Here is a 23,232-nt window from a genome sequence, read left to right on the forward strand (position 1 = left end):
CATGACACGTGCATTGTTGGTAGTCGATGTTCAGAACGATTTCACCGAAGGCGGTGCTCTGGGAGTCGTGGGCGGTGCCGATGTCGCGCGTCGGATCAGCGGGCTTCTCGCGCGGCAGGGCGACGCGTACGACGTCATCGTCGCATCGCGGGACTGGCACGACGCGGACAGTGACAACGGCGGCCACTTCGCCACCGACGAGCAGCCCGACTTCGTGACGACGTGGCCGGTGCACTGTGTTGCGGGCACCGCCGGCGCCGCGTATCACCCGGAGTTCGCGACGGACTCGGTCGACGTGCATGTTCTGAAGGGGCAGGGCGAGCCGTCCTACTCCGCGTTCGAGGGCAGCACCGAGGACGGCACTGCGCTGCGGGACGTGCTGGATGCCAACGAGGTCACCGACATCGACGTCGTCGGGATCGCGACCGACTACTGCGTGCGGGCATCCGCCCTGGACGCGATCCACCATGGATTGGCTGTTCGGATTCTGACCGAGTTCGTTGCAGGGGTCGCGCCGGAGTCCTCCGAGACCGCCCTGAAAGAACTGTCCGACGCCGGTGCCGTGCTGGCCTAGGGCGTGTCGATGGTCGTCGTGATCGAGGTGACCGACGGTGCCGCCGGGGTACTGCCGAACCCGAAGGTGACCGGGGGCGTGACGGGCGTGAGGTGGCCGAGGTCTTCGCCGCGCCAGGATGCGGTGGCGCTGAGAATTCGGTGTTGGTGCTTCGCGCCGTAGTACTCGCGCCTGTCGTTCCCTGCACTGCCGCGGGTGCGTACACCTCGGAGGACCACCCGTGCGATGGGATCGGAGATGCGGCAGAACCACGGTGCCGTGGAGATCGTGGACGGGACCATCGCGAGGAGGGTGCCGAGTGCGGTGGAGCGTCCCGTTCTCAGGGAAAGTCGAAGGTCGTCGGTGTTCACGCTCACCGTGTCGCCGACTCGTGTGAAGCCGACCGGGGTCAGTGATACGTCGTCGAACGTGTATGTCGCGGTGACGAATTCGCGCACATCTTCGTCCGGTGCGAGCAGAAGGCGGTGGCCGCCGGAGAACTGGATCATGACGTCGGTGAATTCTCCGAGCGGAGATCGGGTCCAGTGCCCGATGACGATGCGTACGCCCGACGAGGTACCTACTCCGAATATCTCACCGTGAAACCGTGATCTTCCCATCACACCGACTGTAACCCTGCGGCGTTGTTCTGGGTGCATGATGGATTCATGGCGTCCACGCGTTCCGATTCGCAGCAACCCACGATCTTCGTCCTGTTCGGTGCGACAGGCGACCTTGCCAAGCGCATGGTTCTGCCGTCGTTCCATCAACTCCATGTCGAAGGACTGCTCCCGGAGGAGTGGCTTCTCGTCGGCAACGGCAGGCACGACACGTCCGACGACGAGTTCCGGGATCACGTGCGCAGTGCGCTCGAGGAGTTCGGCTCCGGGGCGGACGACTGGGATTCGTTCTCCGAGCGAATCCGGTTCGCAGGCAACGGGTTCACCGTGGACGATCCAGGAGATCTGGTCGATGTCGTCGCGAAGGCTCGTGAGGACATCGGCGACGCGCAGCTGGTGCACTACATCGCACTGCCGCCGAGCACGTTCGAGGACTACACGGCCGCGCTGGGTGCGCACGGCCTCGCCGACGGCGCACGGGTGGTGTACGAGAAGCCGTTCGGCACGTCGCAGAAGGCATTCGAGCAGCTCGACAAGGCCGTGCACGACGTATTGGACGAGAAGCAGATCTACCGGATCGATCACTTCCTGGGCAAGGAAGCGACGCAGAACCTGCACGTGCTGAGATTCGCGAACGGCATGATCGACGGGATCTGGAACTCCGAGCACGTCGAGCAGGTTCAGATCGACGTACCGGAGACGCTGAACATCGACGACCGCGCCGAGTTCTACGACAGCACCGGTGCCGTGTTGGACATGCTGGTGACGCACTTGTTCCAGGTTGCTGCGGAGGTCGCGATGGAGCCCCCCGCGATGCTCGACGCGGAGGACCTGCAGTCCGCGCGTGAATCCGTCATCGGGTGTTTCAGGCCGATCGACACGTCCGAAGTGGTTCTCGGCCAGTACGACGGGTACCGCGACGTGGAGGGCGTGGCCGAGGATTCCGTCGTGGACACGTTCGTCGCCGCGACGCTGTGGGTGGACACCGACCGATGGCGCGGTGTTCCGTTCCTGCTCCGCACCGGAAAGATGCTCGGGGTCGGCGCACAGCGTGTGTCGCTGGTGTTCAGGACTCCGTCGAACAGCCCGCTGAAAGATCTGCCCCGCGACGGTGCGGTGTTGTCCTTCGACCTGTCCGGCAACGGCGCGATCGACGTCGCGATGACGGTGAAGGAGCCGGGCCCGGACTTCGACCTGTCCGTCGGCCACCTGTCCCTGCCGCTGCCGTCGGTGCCTGATGCCGAACCGTTGTCCCCCTACTCACGTCTGATCCTCGACGTGCTGAACGGAGACCGGTCGCTGTTCACCCGGCCCGACGGCTTGGCTCACGTGTGGGAGGTCGCGGCGCCGCTGCTGAACGATCCTCCCGAGGTCAAGTCGTACGCACCAGGCTCGATGGGGCCTGACGAGGCCGACGAACTCGCCGCGCCGTGCGGCTGGCTGGTGCACTGACCTCGGTACCGGTGAAGGGTCAGTGCTGGGGCATCAGCATCCACGCTGCGAGGTACACGAGGGCGACGGTGCCGGCGGAGACGAACGCACCGATGACGGTGAGTACTCGGACGAGGTTCGGGTCGATCTCGAAGTATTCGGCGACACCGCCGCACACACCGGCGATCATCTTCTGCGAGTCGGAGCGAACGAATTCCTTGGGGGCGTTGGTGTAAGTCATGACACGAAGTCTGCGCGACGTCAGGGCCCCGGCGCATCGGGAACAACCCCCATCTCGACCCTGATTCGTAGCGCATGCCCGCCGTTCTCGGGGTGAACCGCGTCTGTCGTTCACCGAAGTGTCACCGGTTCGTTTCCGTATCCGGCTAGCTTCTGCGGTCATGACGCAAGATTTCAGCCTCCTCGGCGACCTGGCCACGGCGGTCGACCTGACGGACACCTCCGGGTTCGTCGTGGACGACAACGACGACGACGATCCCGTTCTCCTGACCGTCCCCCACGGTCGGATCGTCGACACCTGGCGTGAGGACTACCCGTACTCGGAGCGGATGACGCGGGCCGAGTACGACCTCCAGAAGCGGTTGTTGCAGATCGAGCTGCTGAAGCTGCAGATGTGGATCAAGGACACCGGCCAGCGTCACGTCATCGTCTTCGAGGGACGCGACGCCGCGGGCAAGGGCGGCACCATCAAGCGATTCATGGAGCACATGAATCCCCGAGGCGCACGCGTCGTCGCGCTGGAGAAGCCGTCGATTCGGGAGTCCACGGAGTGGTACTTCCAGAGGTACATTCAGCATCTGCCTGCCGCGGGCGAGATCGTGATGTTCGACCGGTCCTGGTACAACCGTGCAGGCGTCGAGCGCGTCATGGGCTTCTGCACCGAGGACCAGCACGCTCGATTCGTCCGTCAGGCACCGCTGTTCGAGCAGATGCTCGTCGACGACGGGGTCAGTCTCACCAAGTTCTGGTTCTCTGTGTCGCAGCTCGAGCAGCGCACTCGGTTCGCCATCCGTCAGGTCGATCCCGTTCGCCAGTGGAAGCTCTCGCCGATGGATCTCGCGTCGTTGGACAAATGGGATGCGTACACCGCTGCGAAGGAAGAGAACTTCAGGGCCACCGACACCGACGTCGCACCGTGGACCGTCGTCAAGAGCAACGACAAGAAGCGCGCTCGGATCAACGCGATGCGGTTCATCCTCAACAAGTACGACTACGCCAACAAGGATCCCGAAATCGTCGGCGAAACCGACCCCTTGCTCGTCGGCCGGGCTCGCGACGTGATCGGCGAGTGAAAGCGCCAGGTCAAACAAGTAATCGAGCTGTTACGGTGCCGAGGCGTTACCAAGTTTGTTTCTGGATTTAACGGGGTCGGAGCCGAGACCGCCCGTTAATGCGGTAAAAACGTACATGGGTCGTGATCGATCGGCTCGTTTCCAAATTCAAGGAGATCTCATGGGTTCTGCAGCAGGCTTCATCGGTGACATCGTCAGCGGCGTGTACGACGGCATCGTCGACGCCATCGTCGATCAGATCGTCGGCGTTCTGACCTCGGGCAGCGCAGCCTGATCGGTTGAATCACACGCGGTGTCGGGGGCCGCGGTGATTCGATAGTTATCAGTGAAAACAAGATTCCTGTTTACTGTCGATTTGAATGCATTCGGTTTTTTATCGTTGCGGCTGTAGCCAATTCGATATTCGGTTGGTAGGAATGTATTCGGAAGTGATCGTTTCGTAACTTTCACATTCCGAGTACCTGACCTCGAATCGAAGGAGCTCAAAGGATGTCCATCAAGCCGTCGAACAAGATCGAACTTTCCGAACTTCTCGGCCTCCTGGCCCTCCTCTCCACGGGCAGCTCGGACAGCGGATCGAGCGAGGCGACCATTCCCAGTGGCCCGTTGACGTAATCCCTGACCGCATACCGCGGTCCACGCGAACCTCGACGTCAGCCCGAACCGTGACCCGGTTCGGGCTGACGTCTTTTTCGTCCTTCCCGGCCTCGCTTTCCTTGCATAAAAGTCCTGATGAAGGTTTTGAGCGTCGTTCGAATTATTTGATCCGGTAAACATTCATTCGAACGACGCAATTGCGATCTCTTCGCTTTCCTCACGGCCATCCTGGTTGATAGAACTTTCCTCAGCCCGCCCATTCGTGGCATGGCCTTCCCCCTCAAGGAGATCCTCATGCTTGCTGCACTTCTTTCCCTCCTCGCCACCGGTAGCGCCGGAAGCTCCGAAGGCGTCGACACCGACGGTGGGCTGCTCACGGTGATCGGTGGACTGCTCGGAGGACTGCTGGGCGGCTGACCCACGCGTCGAGGTACACGAACAGCCGGCTCGCGTCACGCGAGCCGGCTGTTCGACTGTCCGGGGCCTAAGGTGTCGGCGTGGAGACAGTGCCGATTCAGATGCCCGACGGGACGAGCGTCCCGGTTCGCTTGTTCGAGGCCGAGACTCCGAGGTCCGACCTGCCGGTCATCGTCGTGCTGCCCGGCCTCGGCATTCCGGGCGGGTACTACGCGCTGTTCGCGCAGGCTCTGACGGAGCGGGGTTTCCATGTGGCGACGGCCGACCTTCGCGGCCAGGGGGACAGCCGACCGAAGCCGAGCGGAGTCAGCACGTACGGCTATCAGGAACTCGTCTCGGTGGATTTTCCCGCAATCTTCGAGGTGGTTCGGGAACGGTTTCCCGACGCCACGCCGTACGCGCTCGGTCACAGCATGGGTGGCCAGCTCAGCTCCCTCTATGCGTCGAGAATCCGGGGGCGGCTCGGTGGGTTGATCCTCGTTGCATCCGGATCGCCGTTCCATCGCGGGTTCGGTGTGGCCCGCGGGGCGTCGCTGTTCCTCGGGGCAGCGGCGATGTCGTTGACCAGCAACATCGCCGGGTTCTGGCCGGGTGATCGCATCGACGTCGGCGGGTTCGGGCGCCAGTCGAAGGTGCTCATCGAGGACTGGTCGAGGTTCGCCCGCACCGGTCGGATCGAACCGACCGGCGCGGACATCGACTACGAGGAACGCATTGCCCGGTTGACGCTTCCCATCCTCGCGGTGACGCTCGCCGGCGACGATCTTGCACCGCGCGCGTCCATGGCCAACCTGTTGAAGAAGTTCCCGCGCGCGGAGGTCACCACGCGGCACCTCTCGTCGCCGCGCGGACACAACGAATGGATCCGGCAGCCGGCGACCGTCGTCGCGGAGATCGAGGCTTGGTTCAGTCGCTGAGGGTGTTCCACAGGAATCGGTACGTCAGCGCGGTCTTGAATGCGAGTTGCGCGTTGTCGGCTGCGCCGCCGTGCCCGCCTTCGATGTTCTCGAAGTAGCGGACGGTGTGCCCTGTTTCTTCGAGCCGAGCCGCCATCTTGCGAGCATGACCCGGATGGACTCGGTCGTCGCGGGTGGAGGTCGCGATCAGGATGGGCGGGTACGTTTTCTCTGCAGGCCCGACGACGTTCTGGTACGGCGAGTACTCGGAGATGAACGCCCACTCGTCCGGGTCGTCGGGGTTTCCGTACTCCGCGACCCACGACGCCCCGGCCAGCAGCAGGTGGTAGCGCTTCATGTCGAGAAGCGGAACCTGGCAGACGATCGCACCGAACAACTCGGGGTACTTGGTGACCATGATGCCCATCAGCAGGCCGCCGTTGCTTCCGCCCTGTGCACCCAGCTGACTCGGCGTCGTGATTCCCCGGTCGACGAGGTCGCGGGCCACGGCGGCGAAGTCCTCGTGCACCTTGTGGCGCCCCGCGCGGAGAACCTGTGTGTGCCAGTCCGGCCCGTACTCACCGCCGCCACGGATGTTGGCGACGACGTAGGTGCCGCCCTTCTCCAACCAGGCCGACCCGGTCGCTCCGCTGTACGACGGGGTCAGCGAGATCTCGAAGCCGCCGTAGCCGTAGAGCAGGGTCGGGGCCGGGGAGCCGTCGGCGGGCTCCTTCCGGACGACGAAGTACGGGATCGCGGTCCCGTCGAGTGAGGTCGCGAAATGCTGTGCGACGGTGAGTCCTTCGGTGTCGAAGAACGACGGCGCTTGCTTGAGTGCCTCGACGCCGCCGCCGACCGTTCCGAACAGCAGCGTGGCGGGAGTGAGATATCCGCTCGACGACAGGAAGAACTCGTCGCCGTTCTCTTCGCCGTCGGTGCCGACGATCTCGATCGACGTCAGTTCCGGCAGGCCGGTGAGTGGCGTGTCGCTCCATCCGTCGGCGCTCGGGGTGTAGATGCCGATTTCGGTGGCGACATCGACGAGGGTGACGACGAGCAGGTGGTTCTCGGTCCACGCCCACTGGTGCAGCGACCGATGGGCGTCGGGCCGGAAGAGGACCGTGATGTCGCGGCTGCCACCGACGAAGTCGTCGAAGTTCGTCGCGAGCAGGGCGCCCGACGGGTACGTCACGTCGCCGACGGTCCACTCGGTCATCGTGCGGATCAGAAGCCACTGCTTGTGCACCGAAGTGGTTGCGTCGGTCGGGGTCTCGACGAGCGTGAGTGTGTCCCCCTCGAGGAGGTACAGCTCCGAGTTGTAGAAGTCGGTGGCTCGCTGAACGAAGTCGCGTTCGAAACCGGGCGTCCTGTCGTGCCACGCCGAGATCGAGATGTCCGACGCCTCGCCCTCGAAGACCGTCGTCGCCTCGGCCAGGGGAGTGCCACGGTGCCAGCGCTTGGCGATCCGCGGATAGCCCGAGTCGGTCAGGGAACCGTCGCCGAAATCGGTTCCGACGTAGACGGTGTCCGCGTCGATGTACCCGACGTCGGTCTTGGCTTCCGGAACGAAGAACCCGTCGTCGCGAAAAGTCCTCGACTCCAGATCGAACTCGCGCACGACGGTGGCGTCGGCGCCGCCCCGGGACATCGTCACCAGCGCGATCTTCTGATCGGGACGCAGAACCTGTGCGCCGCTCCACACCCAGTTCTCGCTCTCCGCGGCGGCCACGGCGTCGAGATCGAGGAGAACGTCCCACGCGGGCTCGTCCTTGCGATATTCGTCCATCGTCGTGCGACGCCAGATACCTCGGACGTGGGATGCGTCGCGCCAGAAGTTGTAGAGGTACTCACCGCGTCGGCGTGCGTACGGAATCCGCGCGTCGGTGTCCAGGACCTCGAGGATCCGTGCTTCGGTGGCGTCGAACTCGTCTCCGGCGAGTGCTGCGGTGGTCGCGGCGTTGCGGGTGCGGACCCAGTCGAGGGCCTCGTCGGCGGTGACTTCTTCGAGCCAGAGGTACGGATCGATCGCGTTGCTCATGCCCTATTTCTACCGTCTGCGAGTACTGTCCGTAGGTCATGGCCGGCCATGCGCTGACGTTCGCACTCGTGGGTCTCGTCGTCATGGTGTGGCCGTGGTCGGTGGTACCCGCGTTTCTGCTCGCGGCCACCGACAACGGTCCGAGAAAGCTTGTCGCGTACGTCCTCGGGTACGTCCTGGCCCTCGCCCTCGTGATGGTTCTTGCGGCAACTCTGCTGCCGCCGGGGCCGCGGGCGAAGTCGACGTCTCACGCCCTTTCCTGGTTCGAGCTCGCCGTCGGCCTCGTTCTGGCGTTGTTCGTCCTGGTTCTGTGGATCCGTGGGCGGCGCACGGCGGGGCAGACACCGAAGTGGCTGAGAGGACTCGATCGGCTGTCGGTGATCGCGGCGTTCGTGCTGGGCTTGTGGGTGCCCAATTACATGCTGGTGACGGTGGCGGTGGCCGAACTGTCGCTGTGGGAATTACACGGCGCAGAAGCCGTCGCCGCTGCGGTGGTGTGGGTCGTGGTCGCGACGCTCGGGGTCGTCACTCCTCTGGTGGTGCTGGCGAGGTCGGGCCGCAACTCCGCTGCCGTCCAGCAGTCCTGGCGAGAATGGCTCGTGCAGCACAGTGCTGTGATCGTGTGCCTGGTCCTCGGTCTGGTATCGGTGGTGTTGATCGTGAAAGGGGGAGCATCCGTATGACTTCGCGGGAAATGAATCTGTGGGAGCAGCACTGTTGCCTTCCGCTCGTCTCGGCGTCGTCGGATGGAACTGGCGCAGACATCGCCGAGGTCGCACGGTATCCGCTCGGTTCGTACGTGTCGGTGAACGTCGGGTTCTCGCCGCATTCGTATGCCGTCGCGACGGCGTTGGCCGAGGATTTCCGTCGTAAAGCACTGTCGGACGGTCGATTTCGAATGGTCGACGAGGTGCCCGACGGCAACCTGATCACGCTCGCCTTCGACCTGGAGGATTCCGGTCCGCTGGAAGGCGACCTCGACAACGTCGCGCACTTCCACCGCCTCGGTGTCCGATCGATGCTTCCGTCGTACAACTGGGCCAACGCGGCAGGCTGCGGATGCCTCGACACCGACGACACCGGCCTCACCGGCTACGGACGCGACCTCGTCGCGGAGATGAACCGTGTCGGCATGGTGGTCGACGGCTCGCACTGTTCGACGCGAACCGGCCTCGACCTGGCGTCGGCGACGCAGGTTCCGATGATCTACAGCCATTCGAACTTCTCCGCGCTCTGGGAGCATCCGCGCAACATCACCGACGAACAGGCAGTCGAATGCGCTCGGACCGGAGGAATCGTCGGCATCAACGGCGTCGGCATCTTTCTCGGAAAGAACGGACGGGACGAGGGTGCGCAGCGGGTCCAGACCATGGCCGACCACATCGAGTACGGCGTCGACCTGCTCGGTATCGACCACATCGGAATCGGCTCGGACTACTCGTTCGATCACGAGGATTTCAATCTGGAACTCGCGACGCATCCCGAGGCGTTCTCGGAGGAGTACACCAAGTACGGGATGCTGCAGTGGGTGCCGCCGGAGGACGTCGTGACGCTGCCTGCTGTGCTGCGTGATCGAGGGTTCGACGAGGCGTCGATCGCCGCCGTGTACGGAGGAAACTTCGCGCGGGTCGCCGCCCGGAGCCGTGCTACCGGCCGGTAACCGGACCGTCTGGAGACAGTGATACACGACGGGACTATCCTGGGGAATCGTGACCTCACACTATGACGTCGTTGTCCTCGGAGCCGGTCCCGGTGGGTACGTCGCTGCTATCCGCGCGGCACAACTCGGACTGAGCACTGCCATCATCGAGCAGAAGTACTGGGGCGGTGTCTGCCTGAACGTCGGCTGCATCCCCTCGAAGGCTCTTCTCCGCAACGCCGAGCTGGCGCACCTCTTCACCAAAGAGGCGAAGCTGTTCGGCATCTCCGGTGAAGCGTCCTTCGACTTCGGCGCAGCGTTCGATCGCAGCCGCAAGGTTGCCGAGGGCCGCGTCAAGGGAATCCACTTCTTGATGAAGAAGAACAAGATCCCCGAGTACGACGGCAAGGGCACGTTCACCGACGCCAACACCATCGAGGTCGAGCTCACCAAGGGCGGCACCGAGACCATCACGTTCGACAACGCCATCATCTCGACCGGCAGCACCACCAAGTTGCTGCCAGGTACCGAGCTGAGCAAGAACGTCGTGACGTACGAAGAGCAGATCATGACGAAGGAGCTCCCGGGCTCCATCCTCATCGTCGGCGCGGGCGCCATCGGCATGGAATTCGGCTACGTCCTCAAGAACTACGGTGTCGACGTCACCATCGTCGAGTACCTCGATCGCGCGCTGCCGAACGAGGACAAGGACGTCTCGAAGGAAATCGAGAAGCAGTACAAGAAGCTGGGCGTCAAGGTCATCACCGGCGCAGGCGTGCAGAGCATCGACGACGACGGCTCCAAGGTCACCGTCGAGATCAAGCACAACAAGTCCGGTGAGAGCGAAACCTTCACCGTCGACAAGGTCATGCAGTCCGTCGGGTTCGCACCCCGCGTCGAAGGCTTCGGCCTCGAGAAGACCGGCGTCGAGCTCACCGACCGCGGCGCCATCGGCATCACCAACACGATGCAGACCAACGTCCCGCACATCTACGCCATCGGCGACGTGACCGCGAAGCTGCAGCTCGCGCACGTCGCCGAGGCTCAGGCTGTCGTCGCTGCGGAGACCATCGGCGGTGCCGAGACACTCCCGATCGACGATTACCGCATGATGCCGCGCGCGACGTTCTGCCAGCCTCAGGTCGCCAGCTTCGGTCTCACCGAAGACCAGGCCCGCGAAGAGGCTCAGGCTCGTGGCTCGGACATCAAGGTCGCGAACTTCCCGTTCGCAGCCAACGGCAAGGCACACGGTCTCGGCGACGCCACCGGCTTCGTCAAGCTCATCGCCGACACCGAGCACGGCGAACTGCTCGGTGGCCACCTCATCGGCCCCGACGTTTCCGAGCTGCTGCCGGAACTGACGCTCGCGCAGAAGTGGGACCTGACGGTCAACGAGTTGGCTCGCAACGTGCACACGCACCCGACCCTGTCGGAAGCGCTGCAGGAAGCCATCCACGGCCTCGCCGGGCACATGATCAACTTCTGATCCAGCTTCAGCGAAGAACATCCGCCCACAGCCTCGGCCGTGGGCGGATGTTCTCGTTTCTTCGGTCGGAGCTCCTCGGGCGAAGGCTCAGAAATCGCGCTCGATGCGAAGGGTGCCGATGGTGGTGGCCAGGCCGTCGTATTGGCTTACGAGCAACAGGAATTCGATGAGTTGGCGTTCGTCGAATTCCTGGGCCAGGAGGGTCCAGGTCTGGTCGGACAGGTTCTTGGTTTTCAGGAGTTCGTCGGTTGCCGTGAGGATGGTTCGGTACCGAGGAGTCAATCCCGGCGACTCCGGCCCCTCTTTCACCTGTGCGAGAAGCTCTTTCGTCACACCGAATCGGCGTCCGATGCGGCTGTGGTGGTCCATCTCGTAGCCGCAGTCCCGTAGGTGAGCGACGCGGTTGATGACCAGTTCGGTTTCCTTCTTGGAGATGCGGCCACCCGGCATCAAGCGCCCGCTGAAGAACAGCCATCCCCGGAACAGGCCTCTGTTGCGGCCGAGGGTGCTGAACAGGTGAGCGTCGGGTGTGCCTGCGACTTTGGAGAGAATCCGACACAACGCCCAGTTGATCGGGCCCAGCTCCTTGAACGTGCCTGTCGGAATTCGAGGTGTGGAGAGGCGGGGTGTCGTCACCGGACCGACGCTACCGCCCGACCCCCACCCCGCACCAGGTAACGCGAGTCGTCGGCGTGGAACGAGTCAGGACTTCCGCCAATGGTCGAAGCGTTCCTTGATGTCCGACGCCACGTCGCCGATTCCGTTTCCGACGGCGTCGACGGCACCGGTGAAACCGCCGCCGAGATCCCGGATCGTCTTGATCAAGGGGTCTTCCGACTCGTCGAAGTTCTGCTTGTAGGTTCTGGCGGCGTTCTTGAATTCCTCCGACGCCTTGGCTCGGTGGTCCTGAGATTTCAGCGGGTACTCGCCGCGGAGCACGGCGGCATACTCCCCGCTGTCCACCCACTTCTTCAGCTCCGCAGCGCGTAGTACCGAGAACGGGTGGGACAGCAGTTCGATGTTGAGGAGTTTGAGGACGCCGTCGCGTAGGTCGCCGCTGGACTCGTACTCGGCGGCCTGCGCGAGGAACGCGTCGACGTCGATTTCGCTGATGCGGGCACCGCCTGCCAGCTTGAGTTGCACGCGGATGGCGGTGTGGACGTCCTGGCCGCAGAGCAGCCCGGCGCGGTCACCCGAAGGTTCGGATTTGCGTTGCCATTCCATCAAGCCTGCGATGATCGCCCGCAGCGCCCAGCCGCCGACGGGTATCCAGCCGATGGTTCCGGCGAGACGCATGAGGTGCATCAGAACGGTCCGGTAGACCGCGTGCCCGGACAGTGCGTGCCCCAGCTCGTGACCGACGACGAATCTCTGTTCCTCGTACGTCATGATGTCCAGCAGGCCGGTGGTCACGACGATGAACGGGCGGTCCATTCCGATCGTGAACGCGTTGACCACGGGTGACTGCATGACGAACAGCTCGGGCGTCTGATCCGCGCCGAGAATGCTCACGCAGTCGGAGCGAAGATCGTTCAGGTCCTTGAACTGCTTGTCGTCGACGCGTACGGCCGTGGCGAGGTACATCAGCCGGTGCTGGCGTTCCCTGAGCAGCCCGGAAAGGGTGCGGAGCACGGTGTCGAAACCCTTCAAGCTGCGCAGGGTCACGAGCGCGGCTCTGTCCGAGGGGTGTTCCCATGCTCGCGAGCTGATGTCCGGAAACTCGATACGGGTGCGGTCCGGTGCGGCAGTCAAGCGGTTCTCCCAGCGTCGAAGATTCGCAGTCCAAAGTATCAGTAAAACGGGCTGCACGGTCTGCCCATCGACGACGCAAGACAGGCTAACCTTCATTGAACTTTCACTCATCGAGGTACGGAGGAATGCACGATGTCGAGGTCTGATCACCGCGGCGTGGCGGTAGCGGTCGGAATACTGGCCTTCGGTCTCGTGGCGTGCTCGTCGGGCGGCGGGGGATCGGCGAGCGAGTCCGACGGCAGCGCCGACGAACAGGGCACGCGGACCGTCGAGACCGTTCGCGGCAACGTCGAGGTTCCGGACAGTCCGATGCGCATCGTGACGCTCGAGCCGGTCGAGTTGGATACGTCCGTCGCTCTCGGTGTCGTCCCGGTCGGCACCGCTGTTCTCAGCGAAGCGACCGGTGTCCCGGCGTATCTGGGCGACGAGGCCGCGTCGATCGAGACGGTCGGGACCGTCGCCGAGCCGAGGATCGAATCCATCGCTGCGTTGAAGCCGGATCTCATCCTCGGGACCGAGACGAGGCATGCCGAGTACTACGACCAACTCGCTTCCATCGCGCCGACGGTGTTCATGGCCTCGCAGTCCGATCCGTGGCAGGACAACGTCGACTTCGTCGGTCGTACGCTGGGCAGGGAGGACGACGCGCAGGCCCTGCTCGGCGAATATCGAGACCGCTGCTCCGACATCGCAACTCGATTCGACACCCAAGGTCGCACCGCGCAACTGATCCGGCCTCGGGACGACGTGCTCACGCTGTACGGTCCGCTGTCCTTCGCCGGCAGCACGCTGGAATGCGCAGGCTTCACCACACCGCCGCGGCCGGAATGGGCCGACGAGATCTCCGTCGACCTGTCTCCCGAACTCGTCACCGAGGCGCGCGCCGACGTCATCGTCGTCACCGCGACCGATCCGTCCGACCCGGCGGCGATCCCCGCCGCGATCACGGCGAACCCAGGAGCACTGCCGAACCCGCAGGCCGTCGATCAGTCCTACTGGATCACCGGCGTCGGACCGAGGGGCGGACAAGCAGTCCTCGACGACATCGAACGCATTCTCTCGCAGCCGAACTGAGACGTATCACGTGTAGGGGTACGGCAGGTCGGTGTCGACGTTCTCGTCGACGTGGACCTGCCGCCCCAGCTGTGGGAACGCCCGCTGCGCGCACGAGGTGCGTTCGCACACCTTGCATCCCGGGCCGATGGGCACCGCGGCGGCGCCGGAGTCCAGCGGCAACCCGTCCGCGTAGACGACTCGGCTCGCGTACGCGATGTCGCAGCCGAGCCCGATGGCGAAGTGCTTGCGGGGTGAGCGAAACCCGAGCCCACCGCTCTCGGTGGTGCGGGCGATCCACAGATAGCTGCGGTCGTCGGGCATCGTCGCGACCTGGGTGAGAATTCTCCCGGACGCCGCGAACGCGTCGTGAACCACCCACAGCGGGCAGCTTCCGCCGACCCGGGAGAAGTGAAATGCGGTAGCGGACTGGCGCTTCGAGATGTTCCCGGCGCGATCGGTGCGGACGAAGAAGAACGGGACGCCTTTGGCGCCGCGTCGTTGCAGAGTCGAGAGTCGATGGCAGACGGTCTCGAATCCCACTTCGAACGTCAGCGACAGCAACTCGATGTCGTAGCGCACCGACTCCGCCGCGTCCAGAAAAGTCCCGTAGGGGAGCAGGAGCGCACCTGCGAAGTAATGGGCGAGACCCACTCGGGCGAGCTCGCGCGCGGGTGCGCTCAACGACGAATCGGCGTCGACGAGAGCATCGATCATCGTGGCCTGCGACAGAAACGCCAGTTGAGTGGCGATCTGGTACGCCCGCTGGCCCGCGGTCAATCGCCTGGCGAGAGTGAGCCTTCCCTGCGAGTAGATGCGCTTGGGGCCCAGCTGTTCTTTGGGGCCCAGCCGTCCCTTGGGGCCCAGCCGTCCATCGCCGTCGTCCTCGATGTCGACGGTGACGCCGTAGTTCGCCACGATGACACGGGCCAGCTGTAGATCGAGAGCACCGATGGTCAAGCCCTCGCGTGCGAACAATTCCTCGGCCGCGAGGTCCAGATCCGGTATGTGATTGCGCCGATCGTAGAAGAAATCGCGCACCTCCTCGTAGGGCATCGGGGAACCGTCGACGGGCAGATCGGTGCCCCGCCCGTCGACACCCGCGGTGATACGTTCCAATCGATCCGTCGTGGCGTGCAACCGCCGATGCAGACCGACGAGCGTGCGGCCGATGTCCGGCATCCGTGACACCAACTCCTGCACTTCCGACATGGAGACTTCACCGTCGTCCGAGGTCTCGGCGAGCACATCGTGCAGATCGGCGACCAACCTGGCGTCGGTGTCGGTGGCGAAGAACGTGGGATCCAGGTCGAACGTGCTGTTCAGGCGCAGCAGGACCGGCACGGTGAGCGGACGCTGATCGTTCTCGAGCTGATTCAGATAACTCGGCGACAGCTCGAGCGTCCTGGCCAGGGCGAGCTGAGTCAACCCGCGGTCGGCGCGCAACCGTCGCAGGCGACTGCCGGCGTAGATCTTCTGCACTGCGACCTCCTCGTGCTGGAGAGAGTATCCGACGGGCATTCGCAACATTCGCAAATTTGCACCCTGCGCATCGCAAAAATAGGCACGGGCCACACCTTTCGCAGGTGAGGGCCAGGTGCGTACGTTTGCAAAAGAAGCGTAACCACAGCAGAAGAGGACCAGTCAGTGAAGACCCATCTGGTACGTACCCGTCGATCCGCCGAGGACTTCCCCCGGTCCGAGCACCTGGCGTGGAAAGTCGCGGAGGTGGCGGCCGATGCCGTCCCGGTACCCGAGGACACGACCGACATGATCGTGAACCGCATCATCGACAACGCGTCGGTGGCCGCGGCCTCCCTGGTGCGTCGACCGGTCACGAGTGCGCGCACCCAAGCGCAGGCGCATCCGTACAGCCCCGGTGCGACCGTGTTCGGCGTACCCGGCACGTTCTCACCGGAGTGGGCGGCCTGGGCCAACGGCGTCGCCGTGCGTGAACTCGACTTCCACGACACGTTCCTCGCGGCGGAGTACTCGCACCCCGGCGACAACATTCCGCCGATCCTCGCCGTCGCCCAGCATTCCGGGTGCTCCGGCCGAGACCTGATCCGCGGACTCGCCACCGGCTACGAGATCCAGATCGACCTCGTACGAGCGATCTCGTTGCACGAACACAAGATCGATCACGTCGCCCACCTCGGTCCGTCGGCAGCAGCGGGTATCGGAACGCTCCTCGGACTCGACACCGAGACCATCTACCAAGCCGTCGGCCAGGCACTGCACACCACGACCGCCACCCGTCAGTCACGCAAGGGCGCAATCTCGAGTTGGAAGGCGTACGCGCCGGCTCTGGCCGGAAAGGTCGCCGTCGAAGCCGTCGACCGGGCGCTGCGCGGCGAGGGGGCACCGTCGCCGATCTGGGAGGGCGAGGACGGCGTCATCGCATGGCTTCTCGGTGGACCCGACGCCGAATACCAGGTGCCGTTGCCCGGACCGGGCGAAGCCAAGCGCGCAATTCTCGACAGCTACACCAAGGAGCACTCGGCCGAGTACCAGAGTCAGGCGCCGATCGACCTGGCCCGCCGAATGCGCTCCCGCATCGACGATCTCGACCGGATCGAGACGATCGTGCTGCACACCAGCCACCACACGCACTACGTCATCGGCACCGGGTCGAACGATCCGCAGAAGTTCGATCCCACAGCATCCCGGGAGACGCTCGACCACTCGGTGATGTACATCTTCGCCGTGGCGCTCGAAGACGGCGAGTGGCACCACGAGCGGTCCTACGCTCCCGAGCGTGCGCAGCGACCGGCGACCATCGAACTGTGGAACAAGATCTCGACGGCGGAGGATCCGGAGTGGACCCGCCGGTACCACTCGACCGACCCGGACGAGAAGGCTTTCGGCGCTCGTGCCGAGATCACGCTGAAGGACGGGACCGTCATCGTCGACGAACTCGCGGTCGCCGACGCCCATCCGCTGGGCGCCCGGCCGTTCGCCCGTGAGCAGTACATCGACAAGTTCAGGACACTCGCCGACGGGATCGTGTCTCCCGACGAGCAGGACCGCTTCCTCACCGCTGCGCAGAACGCGCCGACGCTGGCGGCCGGGGAGCTCGACCGACTCACGTTCACGGTCGGCGGCGACGTGCTGGCCCGGGCGCCGAAGACCCCGAAGGGCATCTTCCGATGACCGGCCTCATTGCCGCATCGACGTCGGCGTCGGACAAGCGGGCGGCGTTTCGCGCCGGTCTCGCCTCGGGCACGATCCAGCGGTTGCCCGGTGCCTTCTCGCCTCTCGTCGCGAAACTGGTGCAGGAAATCGGGTTCGAGGGTGTGTACGTCTCCGGTGCAGTGCTGTCCGCGGACCTCGGACTGCCCGACATCGGACTGACGACACTGAGCGAGGTCGCGGGCCGAGGACAGCAGATCGCACGCGCGACCGACCTGCCGGTATTGATCGACGCCGACACGGGCTTCGGTGAACCGATGAGCGCCGCACGCACCGTCACGATGCTCGAGGATGCAGGCATCGCCGGCTGCCACCTCGAGGACCAGGTCAATCCCAAGCGCTGTGGCCACCTGGACGGCAAAGCCGTCGTCGACACCGAGACGATGGTGCAGCGCATCCGGGCCGCGGTGTCCGCGCGGCGCGACCCGAACTTCGTGATCTGCGCGCGCACCGACGCGCGCGCGATCGAGGGAATCGACGCCGCGATCACGCGGGCGAAGGCATACGCCGACGCCGGGGCCGACCTCATCTTCACCGAAGCATTGGCCGACGAGGCCGAGTTCGCCGCGTTCCGCGGTGCCGTCACCACGCCGTTGCTCGCCAACATGACCGAATTCGGCAAATCCGAGCTGATACCGGCACACGTACTCCAGGACCTGGGGTACAACGCGGTCATCTACCCGGTCACGACGCTGCGGCTGGCGATGTTCGCCGTCGAGAACGGGCTACGTGAGATCGCCTCCACCGGAACACAAGCCGCCGACCTGGACCGCATGCAACACCGCAGCCGACTCTACGAACTGCTCGAGTACGACCAGTACAACCGATTCGATCGAGGGATCTTCACCTACACGAGGGACGCGAGATGACCTATCCGACAACGAGAGCTGCCCTGGCCGAGACGAAGACGATCCACAAAGGCCTGGCCGGAGTGGTCGTCGACACGACGGCCATCTCCAAGGTGGTCCCGGAGACCAACTCCCTGACCTACCGCGGGTACGCCGTGCAGGACCTCGCGGAGCACTGCAGCTTCGAGGAAGTGGCGTACCTGCTGTGGAACGGCGAGCTACCGACGAACCCGCAACTCGAGCTGTTCTCGCAGCGAGAGCGGGCTCACCGCCGCGCCGACCGATCGTTGTTGTCGCTGGTGGCGAAGATGCCGGACAACTGCCACCCGATGGACGTCGTGCGCACCGCGATCAGTTATCTGGGCGCGGAAGACCCGGCGGAAGAGGACAATTCGGCGTCGGCGAACCTGAACAAGGCGCTTCGGATGACCGCCGTCCTACCGACCATCGTCGCCGCGGATCACCGTCGTCGACGCGGCCTCGATCCGATCGCACCGCACACCCACCTGGGGTTCGCCGAGAACTTCCTGAACATGTGCTTCGGGAGCGTGCCCGACCCGAAGATCGTCGAGGCGTTCGAGGTGTCACTGATCCTGTACGCGGAGCACAGCTTCAATGCGTCGACGTTCGCAGCCCGAGTCGTGACCTCGACACTGTCGGACATCTACAGTGCCGTCACCGCGGCGATAGGCGCACTGAAGGGAACGTTGCACGGCGGGGCCAACGAAGCGGTCATGCACGCCATGCTCGACATCGGCGAACCGCACTTGGCGAGGCAGTGGCTCCTGGACAAGCTCGCGGCCAAGGAGAAAGTGATGGGCTTCGGGCACCGTGTCTACAAGAACGGCGACTCCCGGGTGCCGACGATGCGAGCAGCCTTCCAGGACGTGGCCGAAGCAACGAACGGCCGCAAATGGGTACGGATGTACGACGTACTCGAACGCACGATGAACGAGGAGACCTCGATCGAGCCGAACCTCGACTTCCCCACCGGGCCGACGTACTACCTGATGGGCTTCGACATCGACGTCTTCACCCCGATCTTCGTGATGAGCCGAATCACCGGTTGGACGGCCCACATCATCGAGCAGGGTGCATCCAATGCGCTCATCCGTCCGCTCAGCGACTACTCAGGCGTTCCGCAGCGCGCCGTCGGTGCATGACGCCGTCCGAGCTTCAATTCTGCACTGCCAGTGCTATCTTCGCCATCGACAGAGCCTGAGTCGCACGGTCGATGACGATCCGCTGCGCGAGGTCGATGTGCGCCAGCAGCGACGCTCGTGCCGCCGCGAGATCCCCCTCCACGACGGCCGCACAGATGGCAACGTGTTCGTCGACAGTGGACGCGATGCGCTCCCGAGTCAGGGAATCGAACATCCGCACCGGTCGTATCCGTGCGTTCACCGCACGAAGCGCCTCGGCCAACGCAGGATTGCCCGACGCCGCCAGCAGCGTCACGTGGAACGATTCGTCCCGCGCGACGAACTCCGCGTCCGGGTGCGGAAGTGACGACCTCGCCTGCGTCCAGTCGTTCAGGACCTCGCGGACCGCGGTGGCGTCGTGCGGCTCGGTGTCGACCCGGTCGATACCTCGGAGCTCCAAAGTCGTTCGGAGTTCGTAGAGGTCGGCCAGATCGTCGAGACGTGGCCGGTACGGAAAGAGGCCCGCGTCGAGTCGCTGCACCAACCCGTCGGCGAGAAGACGCGCCATCGCTTCTCGGACGGGCGTGCGCGACACCCCGTACGCCTCGGCGAGTTTCTCCTCGCCGAGGCGTGTCGTCGGGTCGAACACCCCCGCCATCAGATCCTGACGGAGCGCGACGTACACCTGTTCGCGCAGAGGTCCTCCGCCGCTGATCGCGGTGTAGGGCACATCTGTCATGTTCGTGGTCGCCGCTCAGATCGCCATCGCTGCACGAACGTCGGCTTCCGAATCGGCCCCGCCGTTGCCGCTCGACGTGATTCGCCCGGCCTCGAGAATGTAGTAGTTCTGTGCGGACTCCAGAGCGAAGCCGATGTGCTGCTCCACCAACAGGACACCGAGACCGCCGCGACGGGTCAGATCCAGGATGGTGCGCTCGATCTCGGCGACGACCGACGGTTGGATGCCCTCGGTGGGCTCGTCGAGAATCAGCATCTTCGGTTCGGTGATGAGTGCCCGGGCGATCGCCAACTGCTGACGCTGCCCGCCGGACAGCAGTCCGGCACGACGGGTGAGGAGCTCCTTCAACGCGGGGAAGAGGTCGAGGGCCTCGTCGATCAGCGCTTTTCCGCGTTTACGGCCGTCGGCGACGACCTGCAGGTTCTCGGCCGTCGTCAACTGCCCGAAGGACTGTTGGCCCTGCGGTACGTAGGCGAGACCACGAGCGACGCGCGCGCTCGGCCGCAACGCGCTGACGTCCTCACCATCGAACATGACCTTGCCCGAGGTGACCTTCAACAGTCCGACGGCGGCACGGAGCAGCGTCGTCTTCCCCGCACCGTTGTGTCCCATGACGGCCGCGACGCCGTCGGCCGGAACGGTCAGCGACGCACCGTGGATGACTTCGCTCCGGCCGTACCCGGTGCGTACGTCGATCAGCTCAAGCATGACTGTCTCCTTCTTCTGCTTTTCTGTCGAGTTCCTCGCCCGCCGCTGCGGTACCGAGATACACCTCCTGGACCTTCGGGTCGGCCTGGACCTCGGCGACGGTGCCCTCCGACAGGATTCGGCCTCCGGCGAGGACCGTCACCGACGTCGCGAACGCGCGCATGAAGTCCATGTCGTGCTCGACGACGACGACCGTGCGCTCACCGCCGATGCGGCGCAGCAGTTCACCTGTCTCCTCCCGCTCCTCGTGACTCATACCGGCAACGGGCTCGTCGAGCAGAAGCACATCGGCGTTCTGCACCAACAACATTCCGATCTCGAGCCACTGCTTCTGGCCGTGCGCGAGAATGCCCGCCGGCTTGTCCCGGTGCGCCTTCAGGCCGATCGTCTCGAGCGCCTCCTCGATCTCGTCCGACACCGTCTTGCGTTTGCGGAGCATCGTCGACCACGTGCGTTTCGACCCCGCTGCGATGTCGAGGTTCTGCAACACGGTGAGCTGCTCGAAGATGCTGGCAGTCTGGAACGTTCGACCGACGCCGAGCCGTGCGATCTGGTGCACCTTCTTGCCGAGCAGTTCGACGCCGGACTTGGTGACCGATCCCGTTGCTGGGACGAGTCCGGTGATGGCGTCGATCAGCGTCGTCTTGCCTGCACCGTTCGGTCCGATGAGAAATCGGAGATCGCCCTGCATGAGAGTGAGATCGACGTCGGTGTTCGCCTTGAAGCCGTCGAAACTGACGGTGAGACCGCGGACTTCCAGGTACTGGCTCGACATGCCTGCATTGCCACCGAACGTGGGCTGATGCCCCTCCACGTGGATCATTTGACGAGCTCCTTCTCCACGGCGTCGACGGTGACCACGTCGACGCCTGCCTTCTTTCGTTTCCGGAGTGCGAACAGACCGGCCACACCCGCGGGGAAGAATCCGACGACGACGATGAACAGCAATCCCTGTGCGTAGGTCCACCCGGACGGGAACTGCTCCGAGAGTGTGGTCTGAGCCCACGCGACGCCGAGAGCGCCCAGCACCGGCCCCAGAAGTGTGGTGCGTCCGCCGATCGCAACGCCGATCAGGAAGGCGATGGACGGGACGATGCCGACGTCGTTCGGTGAGACGATCCCGACGATGGGCACGAACAGGGCTCCGGCGAGGCCGGCGAAGAACGCAGCGGCGACGTAGGCGACGATCTTGACGTTCGCGGGATCGTATCCGAGGAAGCGGACGCGCTCCTCCTGGTCGCGAACGGCGACGAGCAGCTCTCCGTACCGCGAGTACATCAGCTGGCGAGTGATGGCGACGACCGCGAGCAGAACACCGGCCGCGATGAAGAACAGCATCTGCTTGTTGGCCGGGTCGTTCAGGTTGAACCCGAAGAACGTCCGGAATCGGTTGAGTCCGTTGGATCCACCGGTGCTCTGCTGACCGATCAGCAGGATGGCGAACGCAGCGGCCAGCGCCTGACTGAGGATGGCGAAGTACGCACCCTTGACCCGACGCTTGAAGACGCCGAGACCGAGGACGAGTGCGACGAAAGCCGGGATGAACAGGATCCCGAGGATCGTGACGAGCGGAGACTGGAACGGAACCCAGTACGACGGTAGCTCGCGAATACCGGCGATGGACATGAAGTCCGGGACCGCGTCGCCGCGGATGTCGGCGTCGGAGATCTTGAGGTGCATCGCCATGATGTACGCACCGAGCCCGAAGAACACACCCTGGCCGAGCGTGAGCATTCCGCCTCGGCCCCAGGCCAATCCGATGCCTACCGCAACGATGGCGTAGCAGATGAACTTGCCGAGAAGATTGAGCCTGAACTCACTGAGAACAGCCGGTGCGACGGCGAACAGGAGGATCGCGGCGATGGCGAAACCGAGCAATGCTCCACGTTTCGCGACGAAGGTTTTCACACCAAACTCCTTGTCTTGACCGCGAACAGACCCTGCGGGCGGGCTTGGAGGAAGATCACGATGAGGACGAACAGAATGACCTTGGCAATGGACGCCGTCGTGTTGTACTCGATGAACGAGTTGACGATGCCGAGTGTGAACGCGGCTATCACCGCGCCCTTGATCTGGCCGAGGCCGCCGACGACGACCACCAGGAACGCGTCGATCAGATAGCTCTGCCCGACGGTGGAACTGGTGGAGCCGATCAGCGTCAACGCCACACCGGCGACGCCGGCGAGGCCGGACCCGATGAAGAACGTCGAGATGTCGGTCCTACGGGACGAGATGCCCGACGTCTCGGCGAGATCGCGGTTCTGCACGACCGCGCGGATGCGTCGACCCATCGGTGTCGTCTTGAGCGCGAACGACAGTGCGAGAACGCAGAGTACGGCGAGAACGAGAATGAAGATCCTCGTCTTGGGGACGACGGCTCCGAGGATGTCGACACCGCCGGACAACCAGCCGGGGGAGACGACGTTGACGGCCGGAGCGCCGAAGATGTCGCGGGCGAGCTGCTGGAGAACCAGACCGACACCGAAGGTGACGAGCAGTGTGTCCAACGGCCGGTGATACATGCGCTGGATGAGCGTGACCTCGAGCAGGACGCCCATGGCGCCGCCGACGAGGAATCCGACGATCAGAGAGATGAACAGCGACGCTCCGCCGGTGGAGACGATCTGCTGCACGACGTACGCGGTGTACGAACCGGCCATGATGAACTCACCATGAGCCATGTTGATGACGCCCATCTGACCGAACGTCAGCGAGAGTCCTAGAGCGGCGAGCAAGAGAATCGATCCGATACTCAGGCCGGTGAACAGCTGCCCGACTACGACATCCATGTAAGGCTCCTTTACAGGC

General features: G+C 64.4%; 24 protein-coding genes. 13 read left to right on the plus strand and 11 right to left on the minus strand.

Annotated elements, in window-relative coordinates; all coding sequences use genetic code 11:
- The first annotated feature begins 1 nt into the window (after position 1).
- On the plus strand, positions 2-574 hold the full coding sequence (locus tag CH292_RS07305) for an isochorismatase family protein (RefSeq protein WP_020112571.1): 573 nt from the start codon (positions 2-4) through the stop codon (positions 572-574).
- Here CH292_RS07305 and CH292_RS07310 read toward each other — a convergent pair.
- On the minus strand, positions 571-1,173 hold the full coding sequence (locus CH292_RS07310) for a hypothetical protein (protein WP_094654415.1): 603 nt from the start codon (positions 1,171-1,173) through the stop codon (positions 571-573). The genes CH292_RS07305 and CH292_RS07310 overlap by 4 nt on opposite strands.
- 48 nt (positions 1,174-1,221) lie before the next feature.
- On the opposite strand from CH292_RS07310, the gene CH292_RS07315 reads away from it, so the two are divergent.
- Positions 1,222-2,625, plus strand: coding sequence for a glucose-6-phosphate dehydrogenase (NADP(+)) (locus CH292_RS07315; RefSeq protein WP_094654450.1), 1,404 nt, complete (start codon positions 1,222-1,224; stop codon positions 2,623-2,625).
- A gap of 19 nt (positions 2,626-2,644) precedes the next feature.
- Here the strand turns inward: CH292_RS07315 and CH292_RS07320 are convergent, their stop codons facing one another.
- Positions 2,645-2,845: a PspC domain-containing protein gene (locus CH292_RS07320; RefSeq protein ID WP_094654416.1), complete on the minus strand. Its 201-nt coding sequence runs from the start codon at positions 2,843-2,845 to the stop codon at positions 2,645-2,647.
- A 160-nt stretch (positions 2,846-3,005) separates the two neighbouring features.
- Here CH292_RS07320 and ppk2 point away from each other — a divergent pair, with 160 nt between their 5' ends.
- The 4 genes from ppk2 to CH292_RS07330 all read left to right on the plus strand — a co-directional run bounded on the left by ppk2 (position 3,006) and on the right by CH292_RS07330 (position 5,848).
- Positions 3,006-3,917, plus strand: coding sequence for a polyphosphate kinase 2 (gene ppk2, locus CH292_RS07325; RefSeq protein WP_094654417.1), 912 nt, complete (start codon positions 3,006-3,008; stop codon positions 3,915-3,917).
- A gap of 489 nt (positions 3,918-4,406) precedes the next feature.
- Entirely contained in the window at positions 4,407-4,532 is a 126-nt protein-coding gene (locus CH292_RS29275) for a hypothetical protein (RefSeq protein WP_019666594.1), read from the plus strand.
- Positions 4,533-4,808: 276 nt separating this feature from the next.
- Positions 4,809-4,931 carry a hypothetical protein gene (locus tag CH292_RS29280; protein WP_256977971.1) on the plus strand — a complete coding sequence of 41 codons (123 nt, stop codon included), beginning with the start codon at positions 4,809-4,811 and terminating at the stop codon, positions 4,929-4,931.
- An 80-nt stretch (positions 4,932-5,011) separates the two neighbouring features.
- Positions 5,012-5,848: an alpha/beta fold hydrolase gene (locus CH292_RS07330; RefSeq protein ID WP_019666592.1), complete on the plus strand. Its 837-nt coding sequence runs from the start codon at positions 5,012-5,014 to the stop codon at positions 5,846-5,848.
- Here CH292_RS07330 and CH292_RS07335 read toward each other — a convergent pair.
- A complete protein-coding gene (locus CH292_RS07335) occupies positions 5,838-7,865 on the minus strand; it encodes a prolyl oligopeptidase family protein (protein ID WP_094654418.1) in 2,028 nt (675 codons plus the stop codon). The genes CH292_RS07330 and CH292_RS07335 overlap by 11 nt on opposite strands.
- Positions 7,866-7,903: 38 nt before the next feature.
- Here CH292_RS07335 and CH292_RS07340 point away from each other — a divergent pair, with 38 nt between their 5' ends.
- From CH292_RS07340 to lpdA, 3 genes are read left to right on the plus strand one after another with little or no spacing between them, the layout of a single operon-like run.
- Positions 7,904-8,548, plus strand: a complete 645-nt coding sequence (locus CH292_RS07340; RefSeq protein ID WP_094627702.1) for a GAP family protein — start codon at positions 7,904-7,906, stop codon at positions 8,546-8,548.
- Complete coding sequence (locus CH292_RS07345) at positions 8,545-9,525, plus strand: dipeptidase (RefSeq protein ID WP_094654419.1); 981 nt, start codon at positions 8,545-8,547, stop codon at positions 9,523-9,525. The genes CH292_RS07340 and CH292_RS07345 overlap by 4 nt, the downstream gene beginning before the upstream one ends.
- 49 nt (positions 9,526-9,574) lie before the next feature.
- Positions 9,575-10,990, plus strand: a complete 1,416-nt coding sequence (gene lpdA / locus CH292_RS07350) for a dihydrolipoyl dehydrogenase (protein WP_019666588.1) — start codon at positions 9,575-9,577, stop codon at positions 10,988-10,990.
- 87 nt (positions 10,991-11,077) lie between these two features.
- On the opposite strand, the gene CH292_RS07355 is transcribed toward lpdA, so the two are convergent.
- Positions 11,078-11,626: a carboxymuconolactone decarboxylase family protein gene (locus tag CH292_RS07355; RefSeq protein ID WP_033188673.1), complete on the minus strand. Its 549-nt coding sequence runs from the start codon at positions 11,624-11,626 to the stop codon at positions 11,078-11,080.
- A gap of 66 nt (positions 11,627-11,692) precedes the next feature.
- The gene (locus CH292_RS07360) at positions 11,693-12,742 is read right to left on the minus strand and encodes a M48 family metallopeptidase (protein WP_094654420.1); all 1,050 of its coding nucleotides are present in this window, start codon (positions 12,740-12,742) and stop codon (positions 11,693-11,695) included.
- 132 nt (positions 12,743-12,874) lie between these two features.
- Here CH292_RS07360 and CH292_RS07365 point away from each other — a divergent pair, with 132 nt between their 5' ends.
- Complete coding sequence (locus tag CH292_RS07365) at positions 12,875-13,816, plus strand: iron-siderophore ABC transporter substrate-binding protein (RefSeq protein ID WP_094654421.1); 942 nt, start codon at positions 12,875-12,877, stop codon at positions 13,814-13,816.
- Positions 13,817-13,822: 6 nt separating this feature from the next.
- Here CH292_RS07365 and CH292_RS07370 read toward each other — a convergent pair whose 3' ends face one another.
- On the minus strand, positions 13,823-15,325 hold the full coding sequence (locus tag CH292_RS07370) for a short-chain fatty acyl-CoA regulator family protein (protein ID WP_094654422.1): 1,503 nt from the start codon (positions 15,323-15,325) through the stop codon (positions 13,823-13,825).
- 117 nt (positions 15,326-15,442) lie between these two features.
- Here CH292_RS07370 and prpD point away from each other — a divergent pair, with 117 nt between their 5' ends.
- Genes prpD through CH292_RS07385 form a run of 3 tightly spaced genes read left to right on the plus strand, consistent with a single transcriptional unit; the run spans position 15,443 to position 18,998 of the window.
- The gene (gene prpD / locus CH292_RS07375; protein WP_019666583.1) at positions 15,443-16,948 is read left to right on the plus strand and encodes a 2-methylcitrate dehydratase PrpD; all 1,506 of its coding nucleotides are present in this window, start codon (positions 15,443-15,445) and stop codon (positions 16,946-16,948) included.
- Positions 16,945-17,856 carry a methylisocitrate lyase gene (prpB, locus tag CH292_RS07380; protein ID WP_094654423.1) on the plus strand — a complete coding sequence of 304 codons (912 nt, stop codon included), beginning with the start codon at positions 16,945-16,947 and terminating at the stop codon, positions 17,854-17,856. The genes prpD and prpB overlap by 4 nt, the downstream gene beginning before the upstream one ends.
- Complete coding sequence (locus CH292_RS07385) at positions 17,853-18,998, plus strand: bifunctional 2-methylcitrate synthase/citrate synthase (RefSeq protein WP_020112560.1); 1,146 nt, start codon at positions 17,853-17,855, stop codon at positions 18,996-18,998. The genes prpB and CH292_RS07385 overlap by 4 nt, the downstream gene beginning before the upstream one ends.
- A gap of 13 nt (positions 18,999-19,011) precedes the next feature.
- Here CH292_RS07385 and CH292_RS07390 read toward each other — a convergent pair whose 3' ends face one another.
- Genes CH292_RS07390 through urtB form a run of 5 tightly spaced genes read right to left on the minus strand, consistent with a single transcriptional unit; the run spans position 19,012 to position 23,213 of the window.
- Complete coding sequence (locus CH292_RS07390; RefSeq protein ID WP_051104951.1) at positions 19,012-19,716, minus strand: GntR family transcriptional regulator; 705 nt, start codon at positions 19,714-19,716, stop codon at positions 19,012-19,014.
- Positions 19,717-19,731: 15 nt separating this feature from the next.
- On the minus strand, positions 19,732-20,424 hold the full coding sequence (gene urtE, locus CH292_RS07395; protein ID WP_019666579.1) for an urea ABC transporter ATP-binding subunit UrtE: 693 nt from the start codon (positions 20,422-20,424) through the stop codon (positions 19,732-19,734).
- Positions 20,417-21,247 (minus strand): urea ABC transporter ATP-binding protein UrtD, encoded by an 831-nt coding sequence (gene urtD, locus CH292_RS07400; RefSeq protein WP_094654424.1) that lies wholly within the window; start codon positions 21,245-21,247, stop codon positions 20,417-20,419. Before urtD ends, urtE begins: the two co-directional genes overlap by 8 nt.
- Positions 21,244-22,332: an urea ABC transporter permease subunit UrtC gene (gene urtC / locus CH292_RS07405; protein WP_094654425.1), complete on the minus strand. Its 1,089-nt coding sequence runs from the start codon at positions 22,330-22,332 to the stop codon at positions 21,244-21,246. The genes urtD and urtC overlap by 4 nt, the downstream gene beginning before the upstream one ends.
- Positions 22,329-23,213 (minus strand): urea ABC transporter permease subunit UrtB, encoded by an 885-nt coding sequence (urtB, locus tag CH292_RS07410; protein WP_020112558.1) that lies wholly within the window; start codon positions 23,211-23,213, stop codon positions 22,329-22,331. Before urtB ends, urtC begins: the two co-directional genes overlap by 4 nt.
- Between the last annotated feature and the right edge of the window lie 19 nt (positions 23,214-23,232).

The organism is Rhodococcus sp. 14-2470-1a (assembly GCF_002259425.1).
GTDB classification, from domain to species: Bacteria; Actinomycetota; Actinomycetes; order Mycobacteriales; family Mycobacteriaceae; genus Rhodococcoides; species Rhodococcoides fascians_E.

Bases quoted from the DNA above. Each gene is read 5' to 3' on its own strand.
- CH292_RS07390 (WP_051104951.1), bottom strand. From the start codon at position 19,716: ATGACAGATGTGCCCTACACCGCGATCAGCGGCGGAGGACCTCTGCGC.
- urtE (WP_019666579.1), bottom strand. From the start codon at position 20,424: ATGCTTGAGCTGATCGACGTACGCACCGGGTACGGCCGGAGCGAAGTC.
- urtB (WP_020112558.1), bottom strand. From the start codon at position 23,213: ATGGATGTCGTAGTCGGGCAGCTGTTCACCGGCCTGAGTATCGGATCG.
- CH292_RS29280 (WP_256977971.1), top strand. From the start codon at position 4,809: ATGCTTGCTGCACTTCTTTCCCTCCTCGCCACCGGTAGCGCCGGAAGC.
- CH292_RS07340 (WP_094627702.1), top strand. From the start codon at position 7,904: ATGGCCGGCCATGCGCTGACGTTCGCACTCGTGGGTCTCGTCGTCATG.
- CH292_RS07305 (WP_020112571.1), top strand. From the start codon at position 2: ATGACACGTGCATTGTTGGTAGTCGATGTTCAGAACGATTTCACCGAA.
- urtD (WP_094654424.1), bottom strand. From the start codon at position 21,247: ATGATCCACGTGGAGGGGCATCAGCCCACGTTCGGTGGCAATGCAGGC.
- CH292_RS07335 (WP_094654418.1), bottom strand. From the start codon at position 7,865: ATGAGCAACGCGATCGATCCGTACCTCTGGCTCGAAGAAGTCACCGCC.
- CH292_RS07385 (WP_020112560.1), top strand. From the start codon at position 17,853: ATGACCTATCCGACAACGAGAGCTGCCCTGGCCGAGACGAAGACGATC.
- CH292_RS07370 (WP_094654422.1), bottom strand. From the start codon at position 15,325: ATGTTGCGAATGCCCGTCGGATACTCTCTCCAGCACGAGGAGGTCGCA.
- CH292_RS07320 (WP_094654416.1), bottom strand. From the start codon at position 2,845: ATGACTTACACCAACGCCCCCAAGGAATTCGTTCGCTCCGACTCGCAG.
- CH292_RS07345 (WP_094654419.1), top strand. From the start codon at position 8,545: ATGACTTCGCGGGAAATGAATCTGTGGGAGCAGCACTGTTGCCTTCCG.
- CH292_RS07315 (WP_094654450.1), top strand. From the start codon at position 1,222: ATGGCGTCCACGCGTTCCGATTCGCAGCAACCCACGATCTTCGTCCTG.
- ppk2 (WP_094654417.1), top strand. From the start codon at position 3,006: ATGACGCAAGATTTCAGCCTCCTCGGCGACCTGGCCACGGCGGTCGAC.
- prpB (WP_094654423.1), top strand. From the start codon at position 16,945: ATGACCGGCCTCATTGCCGCATCGACGTCGGCGTCGGACAAGCGGGCG.
- CH292_RS29275 (WP_019666594.1), top strand. From the start codon at position 4,407: ATGTCCATCAAGCCGTCGAACAAGATCGAACTTTCCGAACTTCTCGGC.
- CH292_RS07310 (WP_094654415.1), bottom strand. From the start codon at position 1,173: ATGGGAAGATCACGGTTTCACGGTGAGATATTCGGAGTAGGTACCTCG.
- CH292_RS07365 (WP_094654421.1), top strand. From the start codon at position 12,875: ATGTCGAGGTCTGATCACCGCGGCGTGGCGGTAGCGGTCGGAATACTG.